This is a genomic window from Pseudomonas baetica (assembly GCF_051216495.1).
GTDB classification, from domain to species: Bacteria; Pseudomonadota; Gammaproteobacteria; order Pseudomonadales; family Pseudomonadaceae; genus Aquipseudomonas; species Aquipseudomonas baetica_B.
The window spans coordinates 36,290-62,133 of record NZ_JBPKAM010000033.1; the positions used below are offsets into that span (position 1 = coordinate 36,290).

Here is a 25,844-nt window from a genome sequence, read left to right on the forward strand (position 1 = left end):
CTGGTTCATTCCTTGGCCGCCAGTTCAGTACCAGGAATGGTCAAATGTTGACCGACTTTCAGCTCGTCACTCGCCAGTTTGTTGGCACTGCGCAGCGTGGCCGGCGACACCTGATAACGCACGGCGATCATCGCCAGCGTCTCACCCGGGCTTACCCGGTGGTCACGCGGCCCCTGAGCGATTTTCCCGGAGTCGCGCAGCCAGGCAATGTAAGTGCCCGGTGGCGGGTTTTGCTGGAAGAACTGCCGCACACCGCTGCTGATGGAGCGCGCCAGCGCCTGCTGGTGGCTCGTCGCTGCAAGCTTCGAGGCTTCGTTGGCGTTGGAGATGAACCCGGTTTCCACCAGGATCGACGGGATATCCGGTGATTTGAGCACCATGAACCCGGCTTGTTCGACCCGCTGTTTGTGCAGCGGCGTAACCCGACCGATGTTGCTCAATACCTTCTGGCCGACGTTCAGGCTGGAGGTCAGGGACGCCGTCATCGACAGATCGAGCAGCACGCCGGCGAGCATGCGGTCCTTGTCGTCGAGACTGACGTTGCCGGCACCACCGATCAGGTCGGAGCGGTTTTCACTGTCCGCCAGCCAACGGGCGGTTTCAGACGTGGCACCGCGATCAGACAGGGCGAACACCGAAGCACCGAAAGCGGCGGCTGAGGGCGCGGCGTCAGCGTGAATCGAGACGAACAGGTCGGCGCCCTTCTTGCGGGCGATTTCGGTACGGCCGCGCAACGGAATGAAGTAGTCGCCAGTACGGGTCAGCTCGGCGCGGAAGCCTTTTATGCCATTGACCTGACGCTGCAGCTCGCGGGCGATCTGCAGCACCACGTCTTTCTCGCGCTGGCCGCGGGAGCCGGAAGCACCCGGGTCTTCACCGCCGTGACCGGCGTCGATCACCACGATAATGTCGCGCTTGCCCGCAGGCGCCGGCGGCAACTTGATTGCCGGCTCGGCAGGGGTGACCGGCACGGCCGGAACAGTAGCGACCGACGGCGTCGGCGCTGGCGGCGGCGCGGCATCTGCCGGATTATCAAAGAGGTCGACCACCAGCCGGTTGCCATACTGGGCATTGGGGGCCAGGGAGAAGCTTTTCGGGGTGACGGGTTTTTTCAGGTCGATCACCACCCGCAGGTCAGTCGGCGTGCGCTGGGCCGAGCGCATGGCCGTGATCGGCGTATTGGCGCTATTGACGTTCAACGGTGCACCCAGGGTTGCGCCATTGATGTCGATCACCAGGCGATCCGGGGCTGTCAGGGTAAAGACGCTGTGCTGCACGGGACCGGTCAGGTCAAACACCAGCCGTGTATTGTCCGGCGCCCGCCACAAGCGAACGCTGTTGACCTTCGTCTCGGCCACAGCGTCGACGGTCACCGCCAAAAACAACACCCCTACGGCAGCAACCAACGCGCGAAAGCGCATACCTAACCCCATCATCTATTTGGATTCCAATGCCAATGCGGCACACCACGACTCGCCACGCGAGCCCTGGGATAAAATTTTCAGCGAACGCCCGCTGCCTTGCGGGCTAATGGTAATGGTCAGGTCGGGCTTTGGCAAAAAGCCTGCACCTTTATCGGGCCATTCAATCAGGCAAAGGGCGTCGTCTTCGAAATAGTCACGAATACCGAGAAATTCCAGCTCCTCCGGGTCGACCAGACGATACAAGTCGAAATGGAAGGCGCGAATGTCGCCAATCTCGTAGGGTTCGACCAAGGTGAAGGTCGGGCTTTTCACCGCCCCGACATGCCCCAGCCCCCGGATGATGCCTCGGGACAGTGTGGTTTTCCCCATTCCCAGGTTGCCTTCAAGAAAGATCAGGCCGTGCCCTTTTGTGGTTTGGGCGATGCGGGCGCCAAACGCCGTCATTGCCTCTTCATCAGCCAGGTACAGGGTTACTTCAGACACGGTGCTTGCTCCTCCAACAACTGACGAATGGCTGGAATCAGATCACTGGCCGCCAGCCCGCGGCCAAATTTACCCTGTTGTTCGCCGGCATTGGCGTGCAGCCAGACCGCCAGACAGGCCGCATCGTACGCGTCCATGCCCTGGGCCAGCAGCGCGCCTACAAGACCGGCCAGCACGTCGCCCAACCCCGCAGTGGCCATGGCCGGATGGCCTTGATGACACACCGCCAACCGTCCGTCGGGACTGGAGATCAGGCTACCTGCGCCCTTGAGCACCACAACTGCTGTATATTTTTTGCTCAACGCACGGACCGCCGCCGGACGATCGGCCTGAACCTGAGCAGTACTCACGCCCAACAAACGGGCAGCTTCACCCGGATGCGGAGTGATCACACTGACATTTGGCAAATTCACATGCTCTTCGGCCAACAGATTCAGTGCGTCGGCGTCCCAAACTTGCGGCAGCGACGCGTTGGCGGCGACCGACAACAGGCTGCGCCCCCAAGCGCCTTGACCCAGGCCCGGACCGACCACCAGCACGGAAACCTTTTCCAGCAACCCCATGAGCTGATTGGCCGACGACGTTCCCAGTGCCATGACTTCCGGGATTCGCGCCAGTGCCGCCGGAACATGCTCCGGACGTGTCGCGAGCGACACCATTCCGGCACCGCTACGTAGCGCACTTTGTGCGCTTAGCAGGATCGCGCCACCCAGACCGCGATCTCCTCCGATCAGCAGTACATGGCCGAACGTACCTTTATGAGACGTCGGCACCCGGGAAGCCAAGCGCGGCAGATTGCCGGGTGCCAAGCGACGGGCACTGGTCGGTGCGACTCCAATCAATTGCGGATCAGCGTGCAGGTCGTTGAAGACCAGTTCGCCCACCACGTCTGCCGCATGGCCGGTGAACAAGCCCAGTTTCAAGCCAATGAACGTGACCGTCAGATCAGCTCGCACTGCGCAGCCGAGAATACGACCGGTGTCGGTACATAGGCCTGACGGGATATCCACCGCGATGACTGCAAGCCCACTGGTATTAATCGCGGCGATGACACTGGCGTATGGCTCACGCACATCACCGTTGAGACCGGTACCGAGCAAGGCGTCCAGCACGAGACCGCGTAGTTCGGAATTGTCAGTCCAGGCTTCGATGGAAACGCATGCGGACACGGCCTCGGCATGGGCCGATGCCGCATCACCGCGCAGTTGCTGCGGATCGCCCGCCGCCAGAACCCGTACCAACCACCCGGCGCGCTTGGCCAGCACCGCCACCAGATAGCCGTCCCCCGCGTTATTGCCGTGACCGGCCACCACCGTCAATTCGCTCGCCGCCGGCCACTGGCGGACCAACGCACGCCAGGTTGCCCGCGCTGCACGCTGCATCAATTCGAAGCCCGGTGTGCCAGCCGCAATCAGGCTCGCATCGAGCCCTCGGACCTGGGCGGCACTGTACAGCGCGTCGGGTAAATCATCTTTAGTGTGCGGCATGCGTCTTCGGGCTCCGATGTCTGGCAGAATTATACGCACCTCAGCTTCGGTTTCTCTCGCCTCATGCCCGCTATTACCACAGACCTGCCCGCCCTCGCCCAATCCATCAAGGACTGGGGCCGCGAGTTGGGCTTCCAGCAAGTCGGCATCAGCGGTCTCGATCTGGCCGAGCATGAGCAGCACCTGCAGCGCTGGCTCGACGCCGGCTACCACGGCGAAATGGACTACATGGGCGCCCATGGCAGCAAACGCTCACACCCGGAAGAGCTGGTGCCGGGCACCTTACGCGTCGTTTCGCTGCGCATGGACTACCTGTCGGGCGACACCAAAATGGCGCAATTGCTGGCCCAACCGGAAAAAGCCTACGTCTCGCGCTATGCCTTGGGCCGCGATTACCACAAATTGATCCGCAAGCGCGTGCAACAACTGGCGGAAAAAATTCAGGCGCACATCGGTCCGTTCGGCTATCGCGCCTTTGTCGACAGTGCCCCGGTGCTGGAAAAAGCCATCGCGGAACAGGCCGGCCTGGGTTGGATCGGCAAAAACACCCTGATCTTGAATCGCAAGGCAGGAAGTTATTTCTTCCTCGCCGAACTGTTCGTTGATTTGCCGCTGCCGGTAGACCCGCCCCACGTCACCGAACATTGCGGTCGTTGCAGCGCCTGCCTGGACATCTGTCCGACCAACGCCTTTGTCGGCCCCTATGTGCTGGACGCCCGACGCTGCATCTCTTACCTGACCATCGAGCTCAAGGGCTCGATCCCTGAGGAACTGCGACCGTTGATTGGCAACCGGGTGTTCGGCTGCGATGACTGCCAGATCGTCTGCCCATGGAACCGCTTCGCCCGTCCGTCCGGCGAAAGCGACTTCAAACCACGGCACAACCTGGACAACGCCGATCTGGCTGAGCTGTTCATGTGGGACGAAGCCAGGTTTCTGAGCAGCACTGAGGGCTCCCCGCTCAGACGGGCAGGCTACGAAAGCTGGTTGCGCAATCTGGCCGTCGGGCTGGGCAATGCGCCGTCAACGATTCCGGTGCTGGAGGCATTGAAGGCGCGGCGCGATTGTCCATCCGAGATGGTGCGTGAGCATGTCGAATGGGCGTTGCAGCAACATGCCGACCGTCAGGCCTCGTCGTTGTAGACGAACTTCGGCATTTCCCAATGAAAACGGATCGCCAGCAAGCGCAATAAAAAACCACCGAACAGCGTGATCAGAATCGCCTGCTCTCCCGGTACGTTCAGCCAAAGGCAAAACATGTAGCACCACGCCGCCGCGAACGAGACGCTAGCGTAGAGTTCACGGCGGAAAATCAGTGGAATGTCGTTGCAGAAAATATCGCGCAGGATGCCGCCGAAGACCCCGGTGATCACACCACTGACCGACGCTACGAGCATACCGTGCCCCATTTCCAGGGCGGTCATGCAGCCGATCAGGGTGAAGGCCACCAGTCCGACCGCGTCCAGCACAAGGAACAGCGAGCGCAAATGGCGCATCCAACGAGCGGTGAACACCGTGAGCATCGCCGCGATGGTTGTCAGCACCAGGTACTCCGGGTGTTTGACCCATGTCAGCGGGTAGTGCCCGAGCAACACATCGCGCACCGAGCCGCCACCCAATGCCGTGACACACGCGATCAGCACCACGCCAAACCAATCCATACCGCGACGACCCGCCGACAGCGCTCCGGTCATGGCTTCGGCGGTGATGGCGATCAGGTAAAGCATCAGCAACATGGTGGCGGTCCTTGCAAGAGGGCGCGCAGTCTAGCCATTTAGCGTCGGCACCAAAAGAGGGCAGAACATCCAACACCAAACCGTGGCGAGGGAGCTTGCTCCCGCTGGAGTGCGAAGCGCTCCCCCGCACTCTTCAGCCACACCGCACGCGCAGACTTTGCGACTGCTGCGCAGCCGAGCGGGAGCAAGCTCCCTCGCCACAAAAGCCCTCGCCGAGCTGAATCAGGATTTGATGAAATGCTGGCGGTAGTGCTGCAACTCGGCAATGGACTCGCGGATGTCGTCCAGGGCCAGGTGGGTGCTGCCCTTCTTGAAGCTGTCGCGCACATCCGGCGCCCAGCGTGCCGCCAACTCCTTCAGGGTCGATACATCGAGGTTGCGGTAGTGGAAATAGCTTTCCAGGGATTTCATGTGCGTATAGAGGAAACGGCGGTCCTGGCAGATGCTGTTGCCGCAGATCGGCGACTTGCCCTTCGGCACCCACTTTTCCAGGAAGGCGATGGTTTCGGCTTCCGCTTCGGCCATGCTGATGCGGCTTTCGCGCACGCGCTGGGTCAGGCCCGAGTTACCGTGGGTGCGGGTATTCCACTCATCCATGCGAGCGAGCACTTCGTCGCTATGATGGATCGCGATCACCGGGCCTTCGGCCAGGGTGTTCAGATCGCTGTCAGTCACGATGGTGGCCATTTCGATAATGACGTCGTTGTCCGGGTCCAGCCCCGTCATTTCCAGGTCGATCCAGATCAGGTTTTGCGAATTTTGCATGTGTCGGCTCCTAGGCAATGCTGCGCAGTTTAGCCTAGCCCGGTGGCCGGGCGTGCTAAACTCGCCGCCGTTTTACCTAATCGCTACATTCTTGATACGGAACACCCATGGCCAAACGCCAACTCAATCGTCGTCAAAACTGGCGCATCGAAAAGATTCAGGGCGAACGCGCTGCCCGCGCCGCCAAACGCGAGTCCTCGGCTGTCCAGGCACTCGAGGGTGGCGACCTCGGCCCGGAACAGCACGGCCTGGTGATCGCGCACTTCGGCGTTCAGGTCGAAGTCGAGGCCCGCGATGGCGAGCTGGCCGGCCAGGTGTTCCGTTGCCACCTGCGCGCCAACCTGCCGGCACTGGTGACCGGTGACCAGGTGGTCTGGCGTGCCGGCAACCAGGGCATCGGCGTGATTGTCGCGCAACTGCCGCGCAACACCGAACTGTGCCGCCCGGACAGCCGCGGCCAGCTCAAACCCGTCGCAGCCAACGTCGACATGATCGTCATCGTTTTCGCGCCGCTGCCCGAGCCCCACGCCAACCTGATCGACCGCTACCTCGTGGCCGCCGAGCACGCCGGGATCAAGCCACTGCTGTTGCTGAACAAGTTCGACCTGATCGACGAAAACAACGCCCCGGCGCTGAATGCCTTGCTGGCGGTTTACCGCACGCTCGGTTATCCGGTGCTTGAAGTGTCGGCTCACCACGGCAACGGCATGGAGCAACTGCAGCAGCAACTGGATGGGCGCATCAGCGTATTCGTCGGCCAGTCCGGAGTAGGCAAGTCATCGCTGGTCAACAGCTTGCTACCAGACGTCGAAACCCGCGTCGGCCCGCTGTCCGAGCTGTCCGGTCAGGGCACGCACACCACCACCACCGCGCGCCTGTTCCACTTCCCCGGCGGCGGCGAACTGATCGACTCCCCGGGCATCCGCGAATTCGGCCTGGGCCATGTCAGCCGTGCCGACGTCGAAGCCGGCTTCATCGAGTTCAATGACCTGCTCGGTACCTGTCGCTTCCGCGACTGCAAGCATGATCGCGAACCGGGCTGCGCCCTGCTCAAGGCCCTGGAAGACGGCCGCGTTCAGCAACAACGGATGAACAGCTATCGCTCGATCATCGCCAGCTTGCCGGAAAACGGTTATTGAGTCGCTTCCCGCAGACATGAAAAAGCCGCGATCATCGCGGCTTTTTTTGTGGGTCATCATGTTGATTGAATACATACATCAAGTAGACCTCCTTGAGTATTACGGTGCTCTGGAGGGCCGTAGTGCTTAAGCATGAATCATGGGTTTGATGAACTGACCGACGGGCGCGAGGTATTGGGAAAGGCAGGTATTGGAGTGATGCTCGTCACGTCCGACACCGAAAGCCATTCTCAGAACCTTGTCATATTTTTCTGCAGTAACAAGAGCCTGAGCCTGGATGAGCTTCGTGCTGATATGGGTGAAGCCATAGATTCGAATCGCCTTCAGAATGATTGACTCGACACATTCCACCCGCTGGAAAAGTATCTGCTTTGCTCTATCTGACTGCGACATCAAGATACCGACGAGTGCGCGCTTGTCACCCGTGGTAAATGAGTAGGGCTGTTGATTTTGAAAGAGAGAGAAAGCATGCATCAACAGCAAAAGCTCGCCATCGTCGATACTGTCGATTTGAAGCAACTCGTCCATGAAGTCCAAATCTTCATCGGCCGCTCCAAGCACGCGGCATGATTGAACGAGATTGCAAAGTCGATCATAGGATTGGTAGCTACCCACGCGCTTGGATACGCACTTTTCCACATCATTTAGGTAGAGAGAGTGCTTGGCACTCTCTAGAACGTAGCAATCAGCAAGCCCACACTGAAAAACTGATAAAGCTTCTTCAATCAAGTCACATTGAGCTAGCTTTACCAATATGTCGTTGTCGGTGAGGAGAATCATTTATGCGATCAGTTTCCGCAGTAAATGCTCGCTGTCGTCCTTGAGATTTTCTCGAAGCTGCCGAAAAACAAAATCTGCAACCATCGCCTGGTCTGTGCTTTCTCCAGCAATGAAGTTTGCGGCAGAAACACACAGAGCAAAAATGCTCTTGTTGTTATGGGCGCAGTTCAAAACGATATGCGTAGGATCGATTTGATGATCTCTTCCATACTGCATTGCCATTCGCGCCAGCACAGGCGCTTTGACCAGCTGCTGAAGCTTTAAATTGCCATGAGCATTGCCGGTCAGTAACTGAATCGCGAACTGGTCGGCGGCAAGCTCATCGGCATCTTTGTCTAGCCCGTCGCCTTCCTTGATTTCATCATCGACAATCGTTCCATTTGTACCGACATGACCCAAGGCAATATGCCCAAGCTCATGTGCCAAATGGAAAAGCAAGAAGCCGCTTTTTCGATTATTAGAAAGCACAATCGATGGCCGGCCATTGATTGCCATGGCGATTCCATCCATTTTTCGGCCAAGCAGAGGTGTAGCCAAATGGATGACGGGGATGCCAATGCTCCAACAATAGTCGAGTAACGCAGACAAACCTACCCAAGGAGCGCCCGACAAAAGCAAGTGCTCGCGAATCGCCAGTGCGTCCGGTGGAGGCGGAACAAATTGAGTGTCTAGCGCAGCAAGCGCGAGGCGGGAGGCGCTGCGAGCTAAGGCAACCGCAAGATTCACATCTGCTTCAGAGGTTTTGGCAGACTTTTTGAATCGCTTATCCGCTGGTAGGTCGAACTCAATCCGCGGAGGCGTCTCGCTGAAAGGACGCATACGCAAACTTAATGCTTTGGCTAAATAGACCTTGGCCTGCTGCACACCTGAAGGTGACGCCTCGACCTCATCTGTCCACCAGTCAGGCAGCAGAAGAGCGAGCTTTCTTTTCGAAATGCCCTGCTTGTCTAAGGCGGAGTAAAGATTCTGAACTGTGGTCATAGATCCCTCCTCCCTAGAATGGCATCACATGAAATGGGTCGCTCAAGCAGTAGACATCATGTCTTGCCGCAAAACTCACGGGACAGTATAGATTCTTTGTAGCAGTTGCAAGGTATGCGAGATGCGGGCCATGCCGCTCGTCGTAGTCAGCCAGCGCCACCACCAGATCACATTTTTTTCGAGTTGAAATTGCACCTCTCCCTTTTTAGCCGGTAGATGCGCTGGCAACCACGGTGTCTCGCCCAGAAATAGGTTCAACCCTTATCCAGGACGAGACACAGCCCACAAAAGCCAGAGCATCGCGGCTCTCTCATTTTGAGCCTGCAGATTTTTCCAGCGTCCAGCCCAGCACATCCAAGGCGTCACAACCATCTTGGATCAACATGTGTGCAGCATTGGCGAAATGCTCCAGGTCGTGTCCTTCGGCTTCTTTGACGCATAGGCAGGTGACGCTGTTGAGCAGATTACGTGCAGCTTTGAGTCGGTGAACGGCGGTTTCAAGAAGATCGGAAGCGCGGGCCTCGGTGTCGATATACAGCGTTGGGCCGACACTGAAGTTGCCTTGCAGGGGATGGTATTTGGGCATGACTTGAATCTCATCTGATAAGTGCCCCCACCTTTTCGCGGCTAAACGAATTAGGTGGTAGCTGTACGCGGGTTAGCCGACCGGACAGATGAACCCGGCACACCAGGAGGTGTCCCACGCACAGCCACCATAGACATGTAGATTCTAGGCAGCAAAAAGCGCCGCGATTATACGGGCGCTTGTGCATCATCTGTTACGACCGGCTAAAGTCGATCGCCGATTCGTCGGCGACGGGCAAACTATAAGCGAGCCTCCAGCGAAGCAAAACCCGGTTTATGCGTCTCGGAGACTTCCTACACCTTTCTCGGACATGGCCTCATTCGTTGATATTTACCGCAATCAATGGACTTAATTTCATTTCTTACAGATACAAAAAAGCCGACATCACTGTCGGCTTTTTCATGGGTCACTGCTTGGGCGCTTCAGCCGGTTTCGGTGCCGGATCGTCGAACAGATTCAACCGTTCGCGCAGCTCGTGAGCCGGCAGTGGCTCCTTGTCCGCCGGCAACGCGTTCGGATCTACCGGTGTGGCCGGCGGCGCATCCGGAGCCGCAGGTGGGGTATCCGGAGTAGGTTCTGCGCCTTGCGAACCTTCAATCGCACGCTGGGCTTTCTTGGTCAGCACGACGATGTCGATACGGCGGTTGACCGGGTTGAACGGATGCTCGCGATCAAACAGGGCCGACGAGGCATAACCCACCACCCGCGCCACTTGCGCATCCGGATAACTGCCCGCCACCAGCGCCCGGCGAGCGGCGTTGGCTCGGTTGGCCGACAACTCCCAGTTACCGAAATCACCCTGGCCGCTATATGGCTTGGCATCGGTGTGACCACTGATGCTGATCTTGTTCGGCACCGCCTTGATGGTGTCGGCCATGGCCAGCAGGATGTCTTCGAAATACGGTTTCAGGCGTGCACTGCCGGAGTCGAACATCGGCCGGTTCTCGGCATCCACGATCTGGATGCGCAAACCGTCCGGAGTGATTTCGAACAGGATCTGATCTTTGAATTTCTGCAGCTGCGGATTTTCTTCAACCTTGTTCTGCAACTCTTGCAGCAACAGTTCGAGGCGCTCCTTCTCCACCATTTCGGCCATGCCTTCGACCTGTTCCGCGTCGACGGTCACTTTGTCCGGTTGTGGCTGGGACTTCACCTCTGGGTTAAGGGTGTTTTCCGGCGCCAACTCTGGCGTGCCGCCCAGATCGATGATGTACGGCGTGCCGCTTTCGGTGAAGCCGATCGGGTCCTTGAAGTAACCGGCGATGGCGAGTTTCTGCTCCGGCGTTGCCGTGGACAGCAGCCACAGCACCAGGAAGAACGCCATCATCGCCGTGGCGAAGTCGGCGAAGGCGATTTTCCACGCCCCCCCGTGATGCCCGCCGCCATAGCGCTTGACGCGCTTGATGATTATCGGCTGATTGTTCTCCATGACTTAACGACCACGAACCGCTTGTTCCAGCTCGGCAAAGCTAGGACGGTGCGCCGGGTACAGAACCTTGCGCCCGAACTCCACGGCCAGCGATGGCGGCATGCCGGACGCCGAAGCGACCAGCGAGGCCTTGATGGCTTCGTAGATGTTCAATTCCTCCTTGGCGTCGTGAGCCAGGGAGTGGGCCAGCGGGCCGAAGAAGCCGTAGGCGGCGAGAATACCGAAGAAGGTACCGACCAGAGCCGCACCCACGTGCAGGCCGATGGACTTCTGGTCGCCATCGCCCAGGGAAGCCATGGTCACCACGATACCCAGTACCGCGGCGACGATACCGAAACCGGGCATGCCATCGGCAATGCCATTGACGGCATGGGAAGGGTGCTCCAATTCCTCCTTGAGGCTGAACAGCTCCATGTCGAACAGGCCTTCGAGCTCATGGGGCGCCATGTTGCCGGAGGACATGATGCGCAGGTAATCGCAGATAAACGCGGTCATGCGTTCGTCCTTGAGGACCGACGGGTACTTGGCGAAGATCGGGCTCGCGGCGGCATCTTCGATGTCGCCTTCGATGGCCATCATGCCTTCGCGGCGGCTCTTGTTGAGGATCTCGTAGATCAGGCCCAGCACTTCCAGGTAAAAACCATGATTGAAGCGCGAACCGAACATGCTCAGGGACTTCTTGAGCACGTGCATCGTCATGTAGCCGGGGTTGGCCTGGAGGAATGCGCCAAGAGCCGCACCACCGATAATCATGACCTCGAAGGGCTGGATCAGGGCGGCGATTTTGCCATGTGAGAGCACGTATCCGCCGAGCACGCTCGCGAATACGACGATGATGCCGATTATTTTAGCCATAGGTAGGAGAGCACTTACTGAGTCGGGTTCAAGGTCATATTCGGAAGTTAATAAATCTCTTCTTCTACTTATCGGCAAAACTGCGCCAGACTAAAGGCAGTTCAGGCGAAAAGCCAATTTGACCCACTTCGGGCCCAGGTAATGTTGATGATGATCGCCTCCAGACATGGTTAACGAAACGAACGTCCCAACTCCAAAACCCACCACACTCGAAGGCTGGATCAAGCTTCTGGATGGCGTGCGCCTGCCGATTCCCCAGGACAGTCACGACCGTGTCTGCCGGGCGATACGCGACAGCCGCAGCTCACTGCGTGACATCGCCGAATTGATGCAGGACAGTCCGGCCCTGGCCTTGAGCGTGATTCGTGAAGCCAACCGGCACACCCACGGCAGCATGAGCGAGCCTGCGGAAAACCTTGAAATCGCGATCAACCGCCTCGGCCTCAAGCGCACCGAAGAATTGCTTGAGCGCCTGCCCGTCTTGTCCATGGACGCGATTCCAAAAGCCCTGCGCCAGTTGCAGATGATCAGCCAGCACGCCACTCAACAGGCCAACGGTTTTTTTGCCAGCCGCCTGGCGCGCCTGTGGCAGGACATCCATTGGGGCAGCTTGTTGTTTCTGTCGCCGCTATGGCCTTTGGCCCTGGCGCATCCGCAACTGCTCGAAGACTGGGAACTGCGGGTAATCCATAAAGGCGAGCCGGCGCACAAAGTTGAAAAGCAATTGTTCGGCATGCGCCTGCTGGACATCAGCCTGGCTCTGGTGGATCTCTGGTGCCTGCCGATCTGGGTTCAGCAAGGCTATCGATTGCTGCTCAGCGAGCAACGTGAACTGGTGAAAGTCCTGCGCATTGCCCGCGACAGCGAGCATCCGTTGCGCCAGCAGAACCGCCTGGACGACGATCCGACCCTGCGCCGTTGGCTCAATCAGCCGGCCAACACGGTGCTGCTGGCCAACGGCCTGGCGCTCTCGGCACAGCAAGCCTGGGTCAGCCCACACAGTCGGCGCTGGCAATACCTGACCAGTCTTTATCTGCAAATGCCGATGGACGAAGTGCAGCAGCAACTGCATCAACAGGCGGCCAACAGTGCGCGCCATCATGCCATGCCCGACCTGTGGCACCCGGCCGTCGCGCTGATCTGGCCGTGGGGCACGAACCGAATCCACGCAGGCCTGCTGCCCGCCCCGGCGCCGACCGCCGAAGACCTGGCAAAATGGCGCAAACAATGCGCCGAGCTGCTGCTCGAGCCCAGTCGCTTCACCAACGCCATGCACTTGACCACCTCCGCCCGGGATGCGCTGGTCGCGTGCGGCATGCGTCGGGTGATGATCCTGATGGCCGACCGCACTCACGCCAATCTGCGGGTACACCAGACCGCCGGACTGCCGAAGGAAGTGGCCGGACTGAATTTCGCGGTCAACCAGAGCACCGTCCTGCAGCGCTTGCTCGCGCAACAGGCTCAGGTGCGCCTGACACCGGTCAATAACGCTCAGTTCTCCGCCCTGCTGCCCAACAGCCTGCGTTCGCAGTTCAGTGGCGAACACCTGATGCTGCGTTCTCTGGTCAACAATGGCCGGGTGATCATGATCGTCGTGGCAGATCAGGGTGGCGGGCCGTTTTCGGACATTACCGTACAAGCCTTTGGCAAAACCGCGCAGTGCATCGAGAAAGCCCTGCATAACTTTAGCCGCCGCGGCCAATAGCGCTGCGCTACAATCCTCCCTTTTGTGCCCTGGAGACCTCACATGTCTGACTTCTCTGGCTTGCCGCTGGTGATCGAACCGAGCGACTTGCTCCCTCGCCTCGAGTCCCGCGAATTGATTCTGGTGGACCTGACCAGCAGCGCTCGCTACACCGAAGGGCATATTCCCGGTGCGCGGTTTGTCGATCCTAAACGCACGCAGCTCGGCCAGGCGCCCGCGCCGGGGCTGATGCCGCCGCAAGCGGCGCTCGAAGCCTTGTTCGGTGAGCTGGGACACAACCCCGGCGCGGTCTACGTGGTGTATGACGACGAAGGCGGCGGCTGGGCCGGGCGTTTTATCTGGCTGCTGGATGTCATCGGCCACAGCAAGTACCACTATCTCAACGGCGGCCTGCCGGCCTGGCTTGCGGAAGGTTCGCCCATGTCGATCCAGATCCCGCCTGCTGTGGGAGGCCCGGTTGCATTGACCTTGCACGATGAACCCACCGCCACCCGTGAATACCTGCAAAGCCGTCTCGGCGCTGCCGACCTGGCGATCTGGGACGCACGCGGACCGCTGGAATACTCCGGCGAGAAAGTGTTGGCGGCCAAGGGCGGGCACATTCCTGGTGCGGTGAATTTCGAATGGACCGCGGGCATGGACAAGGCGCGTAACCTGCGCATCCGTACCGACATGCCGCAGATCCTCGAACAACTGGGGATCAGCAAGGACAAAGAAGTGATTACCCACTGCCAGACTCACCACCGCTCTGGCTTCACCTACCTGGTGGCCAAGTCCCTCGGATATCCGCGGGTCAAAGGCTACGCCGGTTCCTGGGGCGAATGGGGCAACCATCCCGACACCCCTGTAGAGAATTAAGGTTTTAAGGACAGTTAATGAACAAGCGTCTGTTTATCGTCAGCCAGTACCTGCTGCCACACAACTTGCTCTCGCGACTGGCCGGCTGCATCGCCGAATGCCGCGTGCGCTGGTTCAAGAATGCCTTCACCGCCTGGTTTGCCAAGCGTTATCAGGTGAACATGTCCGAGGCACTGGTCGAGGACCTGACCGCCTACGAGCACTTCAATGCCTTCTTCACCCGTGCCCTGAAAGACGGCGCCCGCCCTCTGGATGAAACCCCGGGCGCCATCCTCAGCCCGGCCGACGGTGCGGTCAGCCAGCTTGGTCCGATCGAGCATGGTCGTGTGTTCCAGGCCAAAGGCCACAGCTTCAGCGTGCTGGAACTGCTGGGCGGCGACGCGGCCAATGCCGCGCCGTTCATGGGCGGTGATTTCGCCACCATTTACCTGTCGCCCAAGGACTACCACCGCGTGCACATGCCGCTGGCCGGCACGCTGCGCGAGATGATCTACATCCCGGGCCGCCTGTTCTCGGTCAACCAGACCACCGCTGAAAACGTACCGGAACTGTTCGCCCGCAACGAGCGTGTGGCGTGCATTTTTGACACCGAGCGCGGGCCGATGGCCGTGGTGCTGGTGGGCGCGATGATCGTGGCGTCGATCGAAACCGTATGGGCCGGCCTGGTCACACCGCCGAAACGCGAGCTGAAGACCTTCCGTTACGACGAAGCCGCCCGTGCACCGATTCACCTGGAAAAAGGTGCGGAACTGGGACGCTTCAAGCTGGGTTCGACCGCTGTCGTGCTGTTCGGGCCGGATCAGGTGAAATGGGCTGAAGAACTGGCGGCAGGTTCGCCGGTGCGGATGGGTCAGGGCATGGGCTCGCCAAAAGCCTGATAGAACACCGACACTGTAGGAGCGAGCTCGCTCGCGATGAACCTGAGAGCGACGCGGGCATTCAGAACCCCCGCGTCATCGTTGACGACCATCGCGAGCAGGCTCGCTCCTACAGTTGTTTTGCGGTGTTACAGCTGGCCGTCGCGATCGCGGAAGCCCAGCAGATACAGCACGCCATCGAGCCCCAGGGTGGAGATCGCCTGCTTGGCCGACTGCTTGACCAGCGGCTTGGCACGGAACGCCACGCCCAACCCGGCAATCGCCAGCATCGGCAAGTCATTGGCGCCGTCGCCGACCGCAATGGTCTGCTCCAGACGCAAGCCTTCCTTGTGCGCCAACTCCTTTAACAGGTCAGCCTTGCGCTGCGCATCGACAATCGGCTCGATCGCCACGCCGGTGACCTTGCCATCGACCACTTCCAGTTCATTGGCGAATACATAATCGATGCCCAGCTTCGCTTGCAATTGCTTGGCGAAGTAGGTGAAGCCGCCCGACAGAATGGCCGTCTTGTAGCCCAGACGCTTGAGCTCGGCGAACAAGGTTTCGGCACCTTCGGTCAGACGCAGCGAGGCGCCGATCGAATCCAGCACACCGACATCCAGCCCCTTGAGCAAGGCCAGGCGTTCTTTGAAGCTGGCGCGAAAATCCAGTTCTCCGGCCATCGCCCGCTCGGTGATTTCCGACACCTTGTCGCCGACGCCAGCGGCCTTGGCCAGTTCATCGATGACTTCGGCTTCGATCAGGGTCGAGTCCATGTCGAACACTGCCAGACGACGGTTGCGACGGAACAGCGAATCTTCCTGGAAGGCGATGTCGACGTTCAGCTCTTGGGCCACACTGAGGAACTCGGCCCGCAGCGCCTGCGGATCAGCCGCTTCGCCGCGCACGGAAAACTCGATGCAACCCTTGCCTTTGTCGGCCGGCGTATCCAGTGGCATGCGCCCGGACAGACGATCGATGTGATCGATGTTCAGGCCGTACTTGGCAGTGATCGAGCTCACGGCCTGCAATTGGCCGGCGGTCACTTTGCGGGTCAGCAGGGTCACGATGTGGCGTTTTTTACCCTGGTTGCCCACCCACTGCCGATAATCCTCTTCGGACACCGGCGTGAAACGCACCTGTTGATCGAGCTCATAGCCCTTGAACAGGATGTCCTTGAGGACCGACTTGCCCTGTTCGGTGTCAGGAATTTCAACCAGGATGCCAAACGACAGCGTGTCGTGGATCACCGCCTGACCGATGTCGAGAATGTTCACACCACCCCGGGCCAGAACGCCGGTAATGGCCGCGGTCAGACCCGGACGGTCCTCACCAGTGATGTTTATCAGGACGATTTCGCGCAAGGCGCACCCCCGCAGGTGGAAAAAAACCGCATTCTACCCACTTTCAGTGACCATCGGGCACCGTGAGCGCTTTGACGGTCTAGGGCCTGTCGCTATACTGCGCGTCAACTTCACGGACAAAAGAGCCGAGCTCAAGTGAACCGGCCCACGCCAGTAAAAACCGATAACTTCTTTCTGCTGATCTTCCGGGCACTGCGCCATCGCCGTGTACCGATTGCATTGCGCATCGCCAGCCATAACGTGATCCTGGTCGCCCTGGCCCTGGTCATCTATGCCGGCGTGATGGGCCTGCAGTTCAAGCAGGCCATGCACGAGCAGGCGGATGCGCTGGGCGAAAGCCTGACCACGCAGACCGCCACGTCGGCCACCGAGCTGTTGGTGTCCAACGACATCCTCAGCCTCAATGTGCTGCTCAACAACCTGACCAAGAACAAGCTGGTTGCCCACGCGGCCATCTACAGCATGGACAACCGCATCCTTGCCGAGTCCGGTCAGCGCCCCAAGCACGGCCTGCTGGGCGAGGCTGAAGGCATCTACCAGAGCAAGATCACGTTCCAGGACGTGACCGCCGGTCAACTGCGCATCAGCCTCGACATGGATCAGTTCCAGCAGCCGATGACCATCAGCTTGCAAAGCATGGGCATTCTGAGCGCCATTCTGCTGGCCTTGTCCCTGGCCTTTAGCCTGCGCCTGGGTCGACACCTCTCCACGCCTCTCCTGCAATTGCGGGTGTGGCTGCGCAATATCGACGAGTACACCCCGGCCACCGACCGTCAGGACGAGATCGGCGACCTGGCGCGCCAACTGCACACCAACTTCGCGCCAGAACCGGCCGAACCTGAGCCTGTGCCGGAACCCGAATTCGACGACGGCGATTACGACGATGCCGAACCTGGCTTCGAAATACGCAACCTGCGGGACCCGAGTTTCGACGAAAGCCGCCCGGTGCCTGCAATGAAAGCAGCCCCACGCCGTACGGTCAGCACCGCCGAAGACGATGATGACGATGCATTCGCTGATCTTCTCGATGAGTCGCCGGACAACGCCTCAAAGCCATTGGGCAAACCCGTGGTGCCCAACGTACCGCAGCACAGCGCGATTCTGGCTGTTCAGCTGGGCTCCCAGGAACAACTGCGGCGCCTGCCCCGTGCTCGACTGGAAGAACTGCTCAAGCGCTACCGCGACTGCCTCGACCAGGCCGCCTCGCTCTACCAGAGCGAACTGCACACGCTGAACGATGGCAGCACGCTGATGCTGTTCCACACCGAAGACAGCGGCGACGACTACCTGACCAACGCGATCTGCTGCGGTGAACTGCTGCGGGCGCTGGGCCATCAGTTGCAGATTGAAGTCGCCGACAGCGGCATTACCCTGCAATTGCAGCTGGGCCTGACCCTGGGCGACGATTTGTTCGGCCTGAGCCAGATCGACCTGTTGCTGACCGACCCTGCCCAGGACGCCCTGGCCTTGTCGCAACACAGCCGCAACCTGCTGCTGGTGGAGCGCAAGATCAGTGATGATGCGCTGATCCGTCAACGCGCACGAATCCGGCCGATTGCCAGCCCTGAAGGCGCGTGCTGTGTGGAACGCTTGATGGAGCCTTATCCATCGATGCTGGAGCGGCAGCTGGCGCGGATGCATGAGCGCCGGGCTTAACCAATAGCCCAACAATAAAAAAGCCCGCAGATGTTCACTCGTCTGCGGGCTTTTTTGTTGCCTGTTCCGGCCTCTTCGCGGGCAAGCCCGCTCCCACAATGGACCATGGCGTTCTCAGATTTGGAGTACAACCCGGAACCCTGTGGGAGCGGGCTTGCCCGCGAAGAGGCCAGGACAGACACCAGAGATTTCATCCTGCAGAAACAACAAGGCCCGCATCAATGCGGGCCTTGTTTTGAATCCATCCAGGCTTAGAAGCGGAACACTTCCATATCCGTGCGAATCGGTGCTGCCATCGGAATCTTCGGCTGCTTTTCCGCTCCCGCGGCAGGTGCCGCGGGCTTGGCTGCAGGCTTTTTCGGGGCTTCGGCGATTGGTGGCTGGTTGGCCAGTGGCTTAAGCGCGACCGACAACTGCTCAGCGAGCTTCTGCAACAACACACCCTGGGCCTGAACCTGGGCCGCCGTGTTGCCGGCGTGTTGCTCCTGAAGATGAATGATGCGGTTATCGCGCACCTGACCACGGCGGTCGATCAGACGCCATTGGGCATCGAGGATCGCCGGTTGCTGCTCACCCGAATCGAGGCGGGTGATGGTCAACAGCACCTGAACATCCGGGGTGAAGCCTGTGGTTGCCGGTGCCAGAACCACGCGCTGGCTGTCCAGATGCCCAGCGACCTGACGCAGCAACAGCTGATCGATGTCCGAAGACAGGCTCCCCGCCCAACGACCGTCAACCGAGGCTTGCAGGCTGCCATCGGGTTGACGTTGCAACAGGGTTTCGCGCTGCAGGTAGTCAGCAACGGTTACCGGGCCCAGCAATACAGCCATGCCCGCGCTTTGCGCAGGCTGAACCGGACTTCCGCTGTCCAGTTGATACAGCGACACCGGCTGGTGAACGCTGCAACCCGCCAGGCCAAGAACGCCAGCGAGCATCAAAATAAAAGGAAGGCGCAGAGCAGTCATCGTCCCATCCAGGTGATCGCCACAAGGCTGATCACAGTGAAAATACTCAATAAATATGAAGAACGCTCGGCCACGCCGGCGCTTGAAAGGCCATATCATCCGTGAATATGCGTTCCGACTCCAGCGCCAAAGCGTCGATCTACGCGTTAAATCGAAGATCAAGCGCTCTGGGACGCCTAATTGAGATCAATTGAGGTTTTCGACGAGCAGCGCATCTACCCTCTGGAAGCCACGTGGCAACTTGTTACCACGACGTCCACGCTCACCTTTGTAGTGTTCGAGGTCGTCCGCTTTCAGTGACAAGGTACGTTTTCCGGCCTGCAACACTAACGTGGCGCCTTCCGGTATGACGGCGATGTCCGTGACATACTCTTCGCGACTGGCCACGCGCTCACCGGAAATCCCGATGATCTTGTTGCCTTTGCCCTTACCTAATTGTGGCAGATCGCTGATTTTGAAGATCAGCAGGCGACCTTCGGTGGTCACCGATGCCAGCCAGTTCTGCTCACGATCAGCCACCGGGCGCGGCAGGATCACCTTGGCGTTGTTCGGCAGGCTCAAGAGCGCCTTGCCCGCCTTGTTCTTGGCCTGCAGGTCTTCACCCTTGACCACGAAGCCGTATCCGGCATCGGAAGCGATGACGTACAGCGCATCGTCTTCCGGCATCAGCACGCATTCGAAGCTTGCGCCCGGTGGCGGCGTCAGACGACCGGTCAGCGGTTCGCCCTGGCCACGGGCCGATGGCAACGTATGCGCGGCGACCGAGTAGCTGCGACCGGTGGAGTCGATAAACACTGCAAACTGGTTGGAGCGTCCTGCCGCCAAAGCCTTGAATCCGTCACCGGCCTTGTAGGAAAGCCCGGTGGCATCGATCTCGTGGCCCTTGGCGGAACGAACCCAGCCTTTTTCTGACAGTACAACGGTGACTTTCTCGTTGGGCAGCAGCTCGGTTTCCGTCAGCGCCTTGGCTTCGGCGCGCTCGACGATTGGCGAGCGACGGTCGTCGCCATAGGTTTCGGCGTCCTTGATCAGCTCGCTGCGCACCAGTTTCTTCAGCTTGGCTTCGCTGCTCAGCAAGGCTTGCAGCTTGGCTTGTTCCTTGAGCAGTTCATCCTGCTCGGCGCGCAGCTTCATTTCTTCCAGGCGCGCCAACTGACGCAACCGGGTGTCGAGGATGTAGTCGGCCTGGATTTCGCTCAGGGCGAAGCGCTCGATCAGCTTGGCCCGCGGATGCTCCTCGGTGCGGATGATATGGATCACTTCATCCAGGTTGAGGTAGGCGATCAGCAAACCGTCCAACAGGTGCAGGCGACGCTCGACCTTATCGAGGCGGAATTGCAGGCGGCGACGAACGGTCTGTACGCGGAACTCCAGCCATTCCACCAGCAAGGCGCGCAGGTTCTTCAGCTGCGGCTTGCCATCGAGGCCGATGATGTTGACGTTGACCCGGTAGCTGGACTCCAGGTCGGTGGTGGCGAACAGGTGCTGCATCAGCGCGTCATGATCAACGCGACTGTTGACCGGAATGATCACGATGCGGCAAGGGTTTTCGTGGTCCGACTCGTCGCGCAAGTCCGCGACCTGGGGCGCTTTCGACGGTTTGGCCTGCATCATCGCGGCGATTTGCTCCAGGACCTTGGCCCCGGACACCTGATGCGGCAACGCCGTGACGACGATGTCGCCGTCTTCTACGTGATAGACGGCACGCATGCGCACCGAACCGCGACCGGATTCGTAGATTTTCAGCAGGTCGGCGCGCGGCGTAATGATTTCCGCTTCGGTCGGATAATCCGGACCCTGGATGTGTTCGCAGAGTTGTTCGACGGTCGCCTTCGGCTCATCGAGCAAACGCACGCAGGCACTGGCGACTTCCCGCAGGTTGTGCGGCGGTACATCGGTGGCCATGCCCACGGCGATACCCGTGGTCCCGTTGAGCAGGATGTTCGGCAAACGTGCCGGCAACACCAACGGTTCATCGAGGGTGCCATCGAAGTTCGGGCCCCAATCCGCAGTCCCCTGCCCCAGTTCGCTGAGCAGGACTTCCGAATAGCGCGACAGGCGTGCTTCGGTGTATCGCATGGCGGCGAAGGACTTGGGATCGTCTGGCGCACCCCAGTTACCCTGACCATCCACCAGCGTGTAGCGGTAGCTGAACGGCTGGGCCATCAGCACCATGGCTTCGTAGCAGGCCGAGTCGCCGTGGGGGTGGAACTTGCCAAGCACGTCACCGACGGTACGCGCCGATTTCTTGTGCTTGGAATCAGCGTCCAGACCCAACTCGCTCATGGCGTAGACGATGCGCCGCTGTACCGGCTTCAGGCCGTCGCCGATATGCGGCAAGGCACGGTCCATGATCACGTACATGGAGTAGTTGAGGTAGGCATTTTCGGTGAAGTCAGCCAGCGATCGGCGTTCTACGCCATCTAAGCTGTCTGCAAGGATGTCGCTCATGCGGGCCTCATCGGTTCGTTGTCTGGCGCAGCAGCATGGTGCCACCGCGCTGGGTAAATTCAAGTTTGTTCAATGCGCTCATGCCGAGCAGCACCTGATCGCCATGCAGGCCGGGCGCCACCAGTGCGCGGACATCCCGCAGCACGATGTCGCCCAGTTGCAGGCGGTCGATACGGGTGCGATAGCCCTGGCTCAGGCCATTGGCCGTGCTCAGGGTCACACCGAATCCTTCTTCCAGCTTCAAGCGCTTGGCCAGCTCCGCCGGGATCGCGACATCGGTCGCACCGGTGTCGAGCATGAAGTCCACCGGCTGACCGTTGATCTGGCCGCTGGTGACAAAATGCCCTTGGGCATTGCCAAGCAGTTTCACTTCGACAAAGCCGTCACCCTGCTGCGAGCTGACCACGGCATTGGGATTTTGCTGTCGTTCTTCCCACTGTCCGAAAAACCGCGTCGCCAGAAACAGCGCCGCGCACCAGGCCAGCACCATCAATACCCGACCGGCGCGTTTGCCCGGCGCTTGCTGACTCATGGCTTGGCGCTCCAGCCACCGTCAGGCGCGGCAAAGCGCCAGACGATCGGCCTGACCTCGCCATCGGCACGGGCACCGGTATTGTTGTCGATACCGATCCAGGCGCCCTCGGCGTCCACGACCAGCGCTTCCGCCAGCCCGAACGGTTGTGGATAACGACGATTTTCCTGCAAAGCCTCGTCAGCGTACGACCAGCAACGCTCGACCTTGGCTGTCACCGCATCGCGACGGCAGATCTCGAACGCGTTGCGCTCAAGGGTAAACAGCTTGCCGTTGAACAGCGACAGATCGGCAAAGTCCCGGGGCATCGCTCTGGCGTGGGGAAATTGTGCGGGTTGCATTTCCTTCCCGGCTTCGCTCAGCAGAACACAGCCACCATCGCAGTCCCAAACGGTCTGCTTGCGCTTGATCAGCAGCAACCCGCGACTCTCGCGCTCGGCGGCCAACCACAATTTGTCGCCTTCAGGACTGATCGCCAGGCCTTCGAACAACGCGTTGAAACGCAACAGCATGCCACTGGCCCGCGCCTCGCGAACCATGAGCGGCGAAATCTTCAGCCAGGATGTCGGCCCCGTTGGCGGAATTTGCAACACCGCCGCATGGGCTTCGCTGACGACGTAGCGGTTGCCGGCGTTGTCGCAGGTGATGCCCTCGAAATCCAGGTCACCGCCCCGCACAAATGACGCCAGCCAGGCACGGGAACGCAAGCCCCAGGGCAAACCGCTGTCGGGTGTCGCAGGAACACCGATGCCCACCGCTTCAGCGTGCCAGACGCCATCGCTGGTTTCGAGGCGGTAGATCTGATCGTCGTCTCGGTCGGACACCGCCCACAGATCCTTGCCGCACTGCGCCAGTCCGGACAGGTTGCCGCCGCGCATGCCGTCGACAGCATGTTCGGACAATAGACGCAGCTGCGGTGTCGGCTCGGCAGACACCGCATTCGAGGTCAGCAGCAACGCACACGCCAGGGCAAAGCCCAGACGCATCAGCCCAGAACCTCGGCCAGGTTGCCCTTGGACTCCAGCCAGTTCTTGCGGTCGCCGGCGCGTTTTTTCGCCAGCAGCATGTCCATGATTTCCGTGGTCGCTTCGAAATCGTCCAGCGTCAGTTGCACCAGGCGCCGGGTGTTCGGGTCCATGGTGGTTTCGCGCAGCTGCGGCGGATTCATTTCACCCAGACCCTTGAATCGGGTGACCTGCGGCTTGCCGCGTTTCTTCTCGGCCACCAGGCGATCGAGTATCCCGTCGCGTTCGGCCTCGTCCAGGGCGTAATAGATCTCTTTGCCCAGGTCGATGCGGTACAGCGGTGGCATGGCGACATAGACGTGACCGGCATCGACCAACGCACGGAAGTGCTGGACGAACAAGGCACACAGCAAGGTTGCGATGTGCAGGCCATCGGAGTCGGCGTCGGCGAGGATGCAGATCTTGCCGTAGCGCAGCTGGCTCATGTCCGCCGCGCCCGGATCGACGCCAATGGCCACGGCGATGTTGTGCACTTCCTGGCTGGCCAGCACTTCGCTGCCATCGACTTCCCAAGTGTTGAGGATCTTGCCGCGCAACGGCAGGATCGCCTGGAACTCTTTATCCCGCGCCTGTTTGGCCGAGCCGCCGGCGGAATCACCCTCCACCAGGAACAGCTCGGAACGCATCGGATCCTGCCCGGCGCAATCGGCGAGTTTGCCCGGCAGCGCCGGTCCCTGGGTAATGCGCTTGCGCTCGACCTTCTTGCTGGCCTTCAAACGACGACCGGCGTTGTTGATCGCCAGCTCAGCCAGCATCAGGCCGGTTTCCGGGTTGGCGTTGAGCCACAGGCTGAAGGCGTCCTTGACCACACCGGAAACGAACGCCGCCGCTTCGCGGGACGACAGACGCTCCTTGGTCTGGCCGGAGAATTGCGGTTCCTGCATCTTCATCGACAGCACGAACGCGATGCGCTCCCAGACGTCTTCCGGCGCCAGCTTCACGCCACGCGGCAACAGGCTGCGGAATTCGCAGAACTCGCGCATGGCATCGAGCAAGCCCTGGCGCAGGCCGTTGACGTGAGTACCGCCCTGGGCGGTCGGGATCAGGTTGACGTAGCTTTCCTGCACCGCGTCGCCACCTTCCGGCAACCACAGCAGCGCCCAGTCCACCGCTTCCTTGTTACCGGCCAGGCTGCCGCAGAAGGGCTCGTCCGGCAGGCGCTCGAAGCCGCTGACCGCATCCACCAGATAGGAACGCAAACCGTCTTCGTAATGCCATTCGACTTTCTCGCCGGTGCCTTTGTCTTCGAAGCTGACCAGCAGCCCCGGGCACAAGACAGCCTTGGCCTTGAGCACATGCTTGAGGCGGCTGATGGAAAATTTCGGTGAATCGAAGTATTTCGGGTCCGGGGCAAAGTACACGCTGGTACCGGTGTTGCGCTTGCCGACAGTGCCGACGATTTCCAGTTCGCTGGCCTTGAAGCCGTCGGCGAAGGTCATCTGGTATTCGTTGCCGTCACGCTTCACGCGCACGCGGACTTCGGTCGACAGGGCGTTGACCACCGAAATGCCCACCCCGTGCAGACCGCCGGAGAACTGGTAGTTCTTGTTGGAGAACTTGCCACCGGCATGAAGCTTGGTGAGGATCAGTTCGACGCCCGATACGCCTTCTTCGGGGTGAATGTCCACCGGCATGCCCCGGCCGTCATCGCAGACTTCCAGCGAGTGATCGGCGTGCAGGATGACCTGCACCGATTTGGCGTGCCCGGCCAAGGCTTCATCGACGCTGTTGTCGATGACTTCCTGGGCTAGGTGGTTCGGCCGACTGGTGTCGGTGTACATGCCGGGGCGCTTGCGCACCGGGTCGAGGCCCGAGAGGACTTCGATGGCGTCGGCGTTATAAGAGCTAGCGCTGGGAGTGGCCATGGGGTCTCGTCGTCCTTCAGTGAAAAGCTGTTCAGTGAAAAAAATTCAATATAAAAGGGGTCGTGTCTGCTCTGATATCAAAGCGTCGTGAAATCAATGGCCTGATACAGATCCGCACCGATGCCGGCAAAACTCAGCATCGCCGGGATCTGTGTGGCGAACCCCTGGAAACTATGATCGCCGCCCGCCTGGATACGCAAGGCGCAGGCTCGGTAATACTGCTGGGCGAGGCGATAATCCAGCGTTTCATCTCCGGTCTGCAACCATACCTGATAGCGATGCGGGTCCTGCGGCGGCGGTACTTCCAGCTCGGCCAGGGCCGTCACGTGGTCGTGGGTCAGCTCCCAAGCTTCATCGGTATACAGGTTTTTCTGTGTTCCCAGGAATCCGTCGAACATCCGGTGCGGACTGACGGCAGGGTTGATCAACAGCGCCTTCAGGCCATGGCGCTCGGCCAGGTGAGTCGCATAGTAGCCGCCGAGCGAGCTGCCGACCAGCAATGGCCGACCGAGCTCGGCAATCGCCTGTTCCAGCTGGCCAATGGCCTCGCGGGGATGGTGATGCAGGGCAGGTACACGCAAATGTTCGCTCAGGCCCAGCCGCTCCATCACCTGGCTCAACTGAGTGGCCTTTTTCGACGCAGGCGCGCTGTTGAAACCGTGGATATAAAGGATCGAGCCGGACATTTGAACTCCCTGTGCTTCGGGTAAAGAAGGCGGAGTTTACAGGGTGTCGGGGGAATCGGGGATACATGCAGAACTGAGAGTCGCTTGGGCGGACGTCTTCGCGAGCAGGCTCGCTCCCACATTGGAACGCCCTCCCCCCTTTTCTACAACACCCCCCCCCAACACGCACCCCCCTCTCCCCCCCCCCCCTCCCAACCCCCTCCCCCCCCCCCCCC

At 60.2% G+C, this 25,844-nt stretch carries 23 protein-coding genes; 6 read left to right on the plus strand and 17 right to left on the minus strand.

Going from position 1 to position 25,844, the window contains the following annotated elements; translation table 11 throughout:
- Nucleotides 1–5 precede the first annotated feature (5 nt).
- The 3 genes from ACSFE6_RS14020 to ACSFE6_RS14030 are packed head-to-tail and all read right to left on the minus strand — an operon-like array spanning nucleotide 6 to nucleotide 3,394.
- Nucleotides 6–1,436, minus strand: a complete 1,431-nt coding sequence (locus ACSFE6_RS14020) for an N-acetylmuramoyl-L-alanine amidase (protein WP_435428167.1) — start codon at nucleotides 1,434–1,436, stop codon at nucleotides 6–8.
- Nucleotides 1,437–1,907, minus strand: coding sequence for a tRNA (adenosine(37)-N6)-threonylcarbamoyltransferase complex ATPase subunit type 1 TsaE (gene tsaE, locus ACSFE6_RS14025; protein WP_433738402.1), 471 nt, complete (start codon nucleotides 1,905–1,907; stop codon nucleotides 1,437–1,439). It abuts the gene before it with no gap.
- On the minus strand, nucleotides 1,895–3,394 hold the full coding sequence (locus ACSFE6_RS14030) for an NAD(P)H-hydrate dehydratase (protein WP_435428168.1): 1,500 nt from the start codon (nucleotides 3,392–3,394) through the stop codon (nucleotides 1,895–1,897). Before ACSFE6_RS14030 ends, tsaE begins: the two co-directional genes overlap by 13 nt.
- 63 nt (nucleotides 3,395–3,457) lie before the next feature.
- On the opposite strand from ACSFE6_RS14030, the gene queG reads away from it, so the two are divergent.
- Nucleotides 3,458–4,537, plus strand: coding sequence for a tRNA epoxyqueuosine(34) reductase QueG (queG, locus tag ACSFE6_RS14035; RefSeq protein ID WP_435428169.1), 1,080 nt, complete (start codon nucleotides 3,458–3,460; stop codon nucleotides 4,535–4,537).
- On the opposite strand, the gene ACSFE6_RS14040 is transcribed toward queG, so the two are convergent.
- Together ACSFE6_RS14040 and orn are read right to left on the minus strand one after the other, a co-directional pair.
- Nucleotides 4,519–5,130 carry a trimeric intracellular cation channel family protein gene (locus tag ACSFE6_RS14040; RefSeq protein ID WP_435428170.1) on the minus strand — a complete coding sequence of 204 codons (612 nt, stop codon included), beginning with the start codon at nucleotides 5,128–5,130 and terminating at the stop codon, nucleotides 4,519–4,521. The two genes, queG and ACSFE6_RS14040, sit on opposite strands and share 19 nt — an antisense overlap.
- Before the next feature lie 222 nt (nucleotides 5,131–5,352).
- Nucleotides 5,353–5,895 (minus strand): oligoribonuclease, encoded by a 543-nt coding sequence (gene orn, locus ACSFE6_RS14045; protein ID WP_096513705.1) that lies wholly within the window; start codon nucleotides 5,893–5,895, stop codon nucleotides 5,353–5,355.
- Between the two features lie 107 nt (nucleotides 5,896–6,002).
- Here orn and rsgA point away from each other — a divergent pair, with 107 nt between their 5' ends.
- Nucleotides 6,003–7,034: a small ribosomal subunit biogenesis GTPase RsgA gene (gene rsgA / locus ACSFE6_RS14050; protein ID WP_435428171.1), complete on the plus strand. Its 1,032-nt coding sequence runs from the start codon at nucleotides 6,003–6,005 to the stop codon at nucleotides 7,032–7,034.
- Nucleotides 7,035–7,160: 126 nt separating this feature from the next.
- Here the strand turns inward: rsgA and ACSFE6_RS14055 are convergent, their stop codons facing one another.
- The 5 genes from ACSFE6_RS14055 to motA all read right to left on the minus strand — a co-directional run bounded on the left by ACSFE6_RS14055 (nucleotide 7,161) and on the right by motA (nucleotide 11,665).
- Complete coding sequence (locus ACSFE6_RS14055) at nucleotides 7,161–7,814, minus strand: hypothetical protein (protein WP_435428172.1); 654 nt, start codon at nucleotides 7,812–7,814, stop codon at nucleotides 7,161–7,163.
- Nucleotides 7,815–8,795, minus strand: coding sequence for an ImmA/IrrE family metallo-endopeptidase (locus ACSFE6_RS14060; RefSeq protein WP_435428173.1), 981 nt, complete (start codon nucleotides 8,793–8,795; stop codon nucleotides 7,815–7,817). It lies immediately after the preceding gene.
- 310 nt (nucleotides 8,796–9,105) lie between these two features.
- Nucleotides 9,106–9,381, minus strand: a complete 276-nt coding sequence (locus tag ACSFE6_RS14065; protein WP_435428174.1) for a hypothetical protein — start codon at nucleotides 9,379–9,381, stop codon at nucleotides 9,106–9,108.
- 406 nt (nucleotides 9,382–9,787) lie between these two features.
- On the minus strand, nucleotides 9,788–10,810 hold the full coding sequence (gene motB, locus ACSFE6_RS14070) for a flagellar motor protein MotB (RefSeq protein WP_435428175.1): 1,023 nt from the start codon (nucleotides 10,808–10,810) through the stop codon (nucleotides 9,788–9,790).
- Between the two features lie 3 nt (nucleotides 10,811–10,813).
- A complete protein-coding gene (motA, locus tag ACSFE6_RS14075; RefSeq protein ID WP_435428176.1) occupies nucleotides 10,814–11,665 on the minus strand; it encodes a flagellar motor stator protein MotA in 852 nt (283 codons plus the stop codon).
- 166 nt (nucleotides 11,666–11,831) lie between these two features.
- On the opposite strand from motA, the gene ACSFE6_RS14080 reads away from it, so the two are divergent.
- Genes ACSFE6_RS14080 through asd form a run of 3 tightly spaced genes read left to right on the plus strand, consistent with a single transcriptional unit; the run spans nucleotide 11,832 to nucleotide 15,106 of the window.
- On the plus strand, nucleotides 11,832–13,370 hold the full coding sequence (locus tag ACSFE6_RS14080) for an HDOD domain-containing protein (RefSeq protein WP_435428177.1): 1,539 nt from the start codon (nucleotides 11,832–11,834) through the stop codon (nucleotides 13,368–13,370).
- 42 nt (nucleotides 13,371–13,412) lie between these two features.
- Nucleotides 13,413–14,228 (plus strand): thiosulfate sulfurtransferase, encoded by an 816-nt coding sequence (rhdA, locus tag ACSFE6_RS14085; RefSeq protein WP_435428178.1) that lies wholly within the window; start codon nucleotides 13,413–13,415, stop codon nucleotides 14,226–14,228.
- Between the two features lie 17 nt (nucleotides 14,229–14,245).
- Entirely contained in the window at nucleotides 14,246–15,106 is an 861-nt protein-coding gene (asd, locus tag ACSFE6_RS14090; RefSeq protein WP_435428179.1) for an archaetidylserine decarboxylase, read from the plus strand.
- 128 nt (nucleotides 15,107–15,234) lie between these two features.
- Here asd and serB read toward each other — a convergent pair whose 3' ends face one another.
- The gene (serB, locus tag ACSFE6_RS14095) at nucleotides 15,235–16,449 is read right to left on the minus strand and encodes a phosphoserine phosphatase SerB (RefSeq protein WP_435428180.1); all 1,215 of its coding nucleotides are present in this window, start codon (nucleotides 16,447–16,449) and stop codon (nucleotides 15,235–15,237) included.
- A 135-nt stretch (nucleotides 16,450–16,584) separates the two neighbouring features.
- Between serB and ACSFE6_RS14100 the strand changes: the two genes are divergently transcribed.
- Complete coding sequence (locus ACSFE6_RS14100; protein WP_435428181.1) at nucleotides 16,585–18,105, plus strand: AhpA/YtjB family protein; 1,521 nt, start codon at nucleotides 16,585–16,587, stop codon at nucleotides 18,103–18,105.
- 251 nt (nucleotides 18,106–18,356) lie between these two features.
- Here the strand turns inward: ACSFE6_RS14100 and ACSFE6_RS14105 are convergent, their stop codons facing one another.
- The 6 genes from ACSFE6_RS14105 to ACSFE6_RS14130 form a co-directional block, all read right to left on the minus strand.
- On the minus strand, nucleotides 18,357–19,070 hold the full coding sequence (locus ACSFE6_RS14105) for a PqiC family protein (RefSeq protein WP_435428182.1): 714 nt from the start codon (nucleotides 19,068–19,070) through the stop codon (nucleotides 18,357–18,359).
- A 186-nt stretch (nucleotides 19,071–19,256) separates the two neighbouring features.
- Nucleotides 19,257–21,521 carry a DNA topoisomerase IV subunit A gene (gene parC, locus ACSFE6_RS14110; protein ID WP_435428183.1) on the minus strand — a complete coding sequence of 755 codons (2,265 nt, stop codon included), beginning with the start codon at nucleotides 21,519–21,521 and terminating at the stop codon, nucleotides 19,257–19,259.
- Nucleotides 21,522–21,528: 7 nt separating this feature from the next.
- Entirely contained in the window at nucleotides 21,529–22,053 is a 525-nt protein-coding gene (locus tag ACSFE6_RS14115; RefSeq protein WP_435428184.1) for a retropepsin-like aspartic protease family protein, read from the minus strand.
- On the minus strand, nucleotides 22,050–23,039 hold the full coding sequence (locus tag ACSFE6_RS14120; RefSeq protein ID WP_435428185.1) for an esterase-like activity of phytase family protein: 990 nt from the start codon (nucleotides 23,037–23,039) through the stop codon (nucleotides 22,050–22,052). Before ACSFE6_RS14120 ends, ACSFE6_RS14115 begins: the two co-directional genes overlap by 4 nt.
- Entirely contained in the window at nucleotides 23,039–24,943 is a 1,905-nt protein-coding gene (gene parE / locus ACSFE6_RS14125; RefSeq protein WP_435428186.1) for a DNA topoisomerase IV subunit B, read from the minus strand. Before parE ends, ACSFE6_RS14120 begins: the two co-directional genes overlap by 1 nt.
- Nucleotides 24,944–25,020: 77 nt before the next feature.
- On the minus strand, nucleotides 25,021–25,629 hold the full coding sequence (locus tag ACSFE6_RS14130) for a YqiA/YcfP family alpha/beta fold hydrolase (RefSeq protein ID WP_435428187.1): 609 nt from the start codon (nucleotides 25,627–25,629) through the stop codon (nucleotides 25,021–25,023).
- Between the last annotated feature and the right edge of the window lie 215 nt (nucleotides 25,630–25,844).

Coding starts and splice junctions, on each gene's coding strand:
- parE (WP_435428186.1), bottom strand. CDS start 24,943: ATGGCCACTCCCAGCGCTAGCTCTTATAACGCCGACGCCATCGAAGTC.
- motB (WP_435428175.1), bottom strand. CDS start 10,810: ATGGAGAACAATCAGCCGATAATCATCAAGCGCGTCAAGCGCTATGGC.
- queG (WP_435428169.1), top strand. CDS start 3,458: ATGCCCGCTATTACCACAGACCTGCCCGCCCTCGCCCAATCCATCAAG.
- ACSFE6_RS14055 (WP_435428172.1), bottom strand. CDS start 7,814: ATGATTCTCCTCACCGACAACGACATATTGGTAAAGCTAGCTCAATGT.
- ACSFE6_RS14080 (WP_435428177.1), top strand. CDS start 11,832: ATGGTTAACGAAACGAACGTCCCAACTCCAAAACCCACCACACTCGAA.
- asd (WP_435428179.1), top strand. CDS start 14,246: ATGAACAAGCGTCTGTTTATCGTCAGCCAGTACCTGCTGCCACACAAC.
- ACSFE6_RS14030 (WP_435428168.1), bottom strand. CDS start 3,394: ATGCCGCACACTAAAGATGATTTACCCGACGCGCTGTACAGTGCCGCC.
- ACSFE6_RS14115 (WP_435428184.1), bottom strand. CDS start 22,053: ATGAGTCAGCAAGCGCCGGGCAAACGCGCCGGTCGGGTATTGATGGTG.
- ACSFE6_RS14065 (WP_435428174.1), bottom strand. CDS start 9,381: ATGCCCAAATACCATCCCCTGCAAGGCAACTTCAGTGTCGGCCCAACG.
- ACSFE6_RS14060 (WP_435428173.1), bottom strand. CDS start 8,795: ATGACCACAGTTCAGAATCTTTACTCCGCCTTAGACAAGCAGGGCATT.
- ACSFE6_RS14020 (WP_435428167.1), bottom strand. CDS start 1,436: ATGATGGGGTTAGGTATGCGCTTTCGCGCGTTGGTTGCTGCCGTAGGG.
- motA (WP_435428176.1), bottom strand. CDS start 11,665: ATGGCTAAAATAATCGGCATCATCGTCGTATTCGCGAGCGTGCTCGGC.
- rhdA (WP_435428178.1), top strand. CDS start 13,413: ATGTCTGACTTCTCTGGCTTGCCGCTGGTGATCGAACCGAGCGACTTG.
- ACSFE6_RS14105 (WP_435428182.1), bottom strand. CDS start 19,070: ATGACTGCTCTGCGCCTTCCTTTTATTTTGATGCTCGCTGGCGTTCTT.
- orn (WP_096513705.1), bottom strand. CDS start 5,895: ATGCAAAATTCGCAAAACCTGATCTGGATCGACCTGGAAATGACGGGG.
- rsgA (WP_435428171.1), top strand. CDS start 6,003: ATGGCCAAACGCCAACTCAATCGTCGTCAAAACTGGCGCATCGAAAAG.
- parC (WP_435428183.1), bottom strand. CDS start 21,521: ATGAGCGACATCCTTGCAGACAGCTTAGATGGCGTAGAACGCCGATCG.
- ACSFE6_RS14040 (WP_435428170.1), bottom strand. CDS start 5,130: ATGTTGCTGATGCTTTACCTGATCGCCATCACCGCCGAAGCCATGACC.
- ACSFE6_RS14120 (WP_435428185.1), bottom strand. CDS start 23,039: ATGCGTCTGGGCTTTGCCCTGGCGTGTGCGTTGCTGCTGACCTCGAAT.
- ACSFE6_RS14130 (WP_435428187.1), bottom strand. CDS start 25,629: ATGTCCGGCTCGATCCTTTATATCCACGGTTTCAACAGCGCGCCTGCG.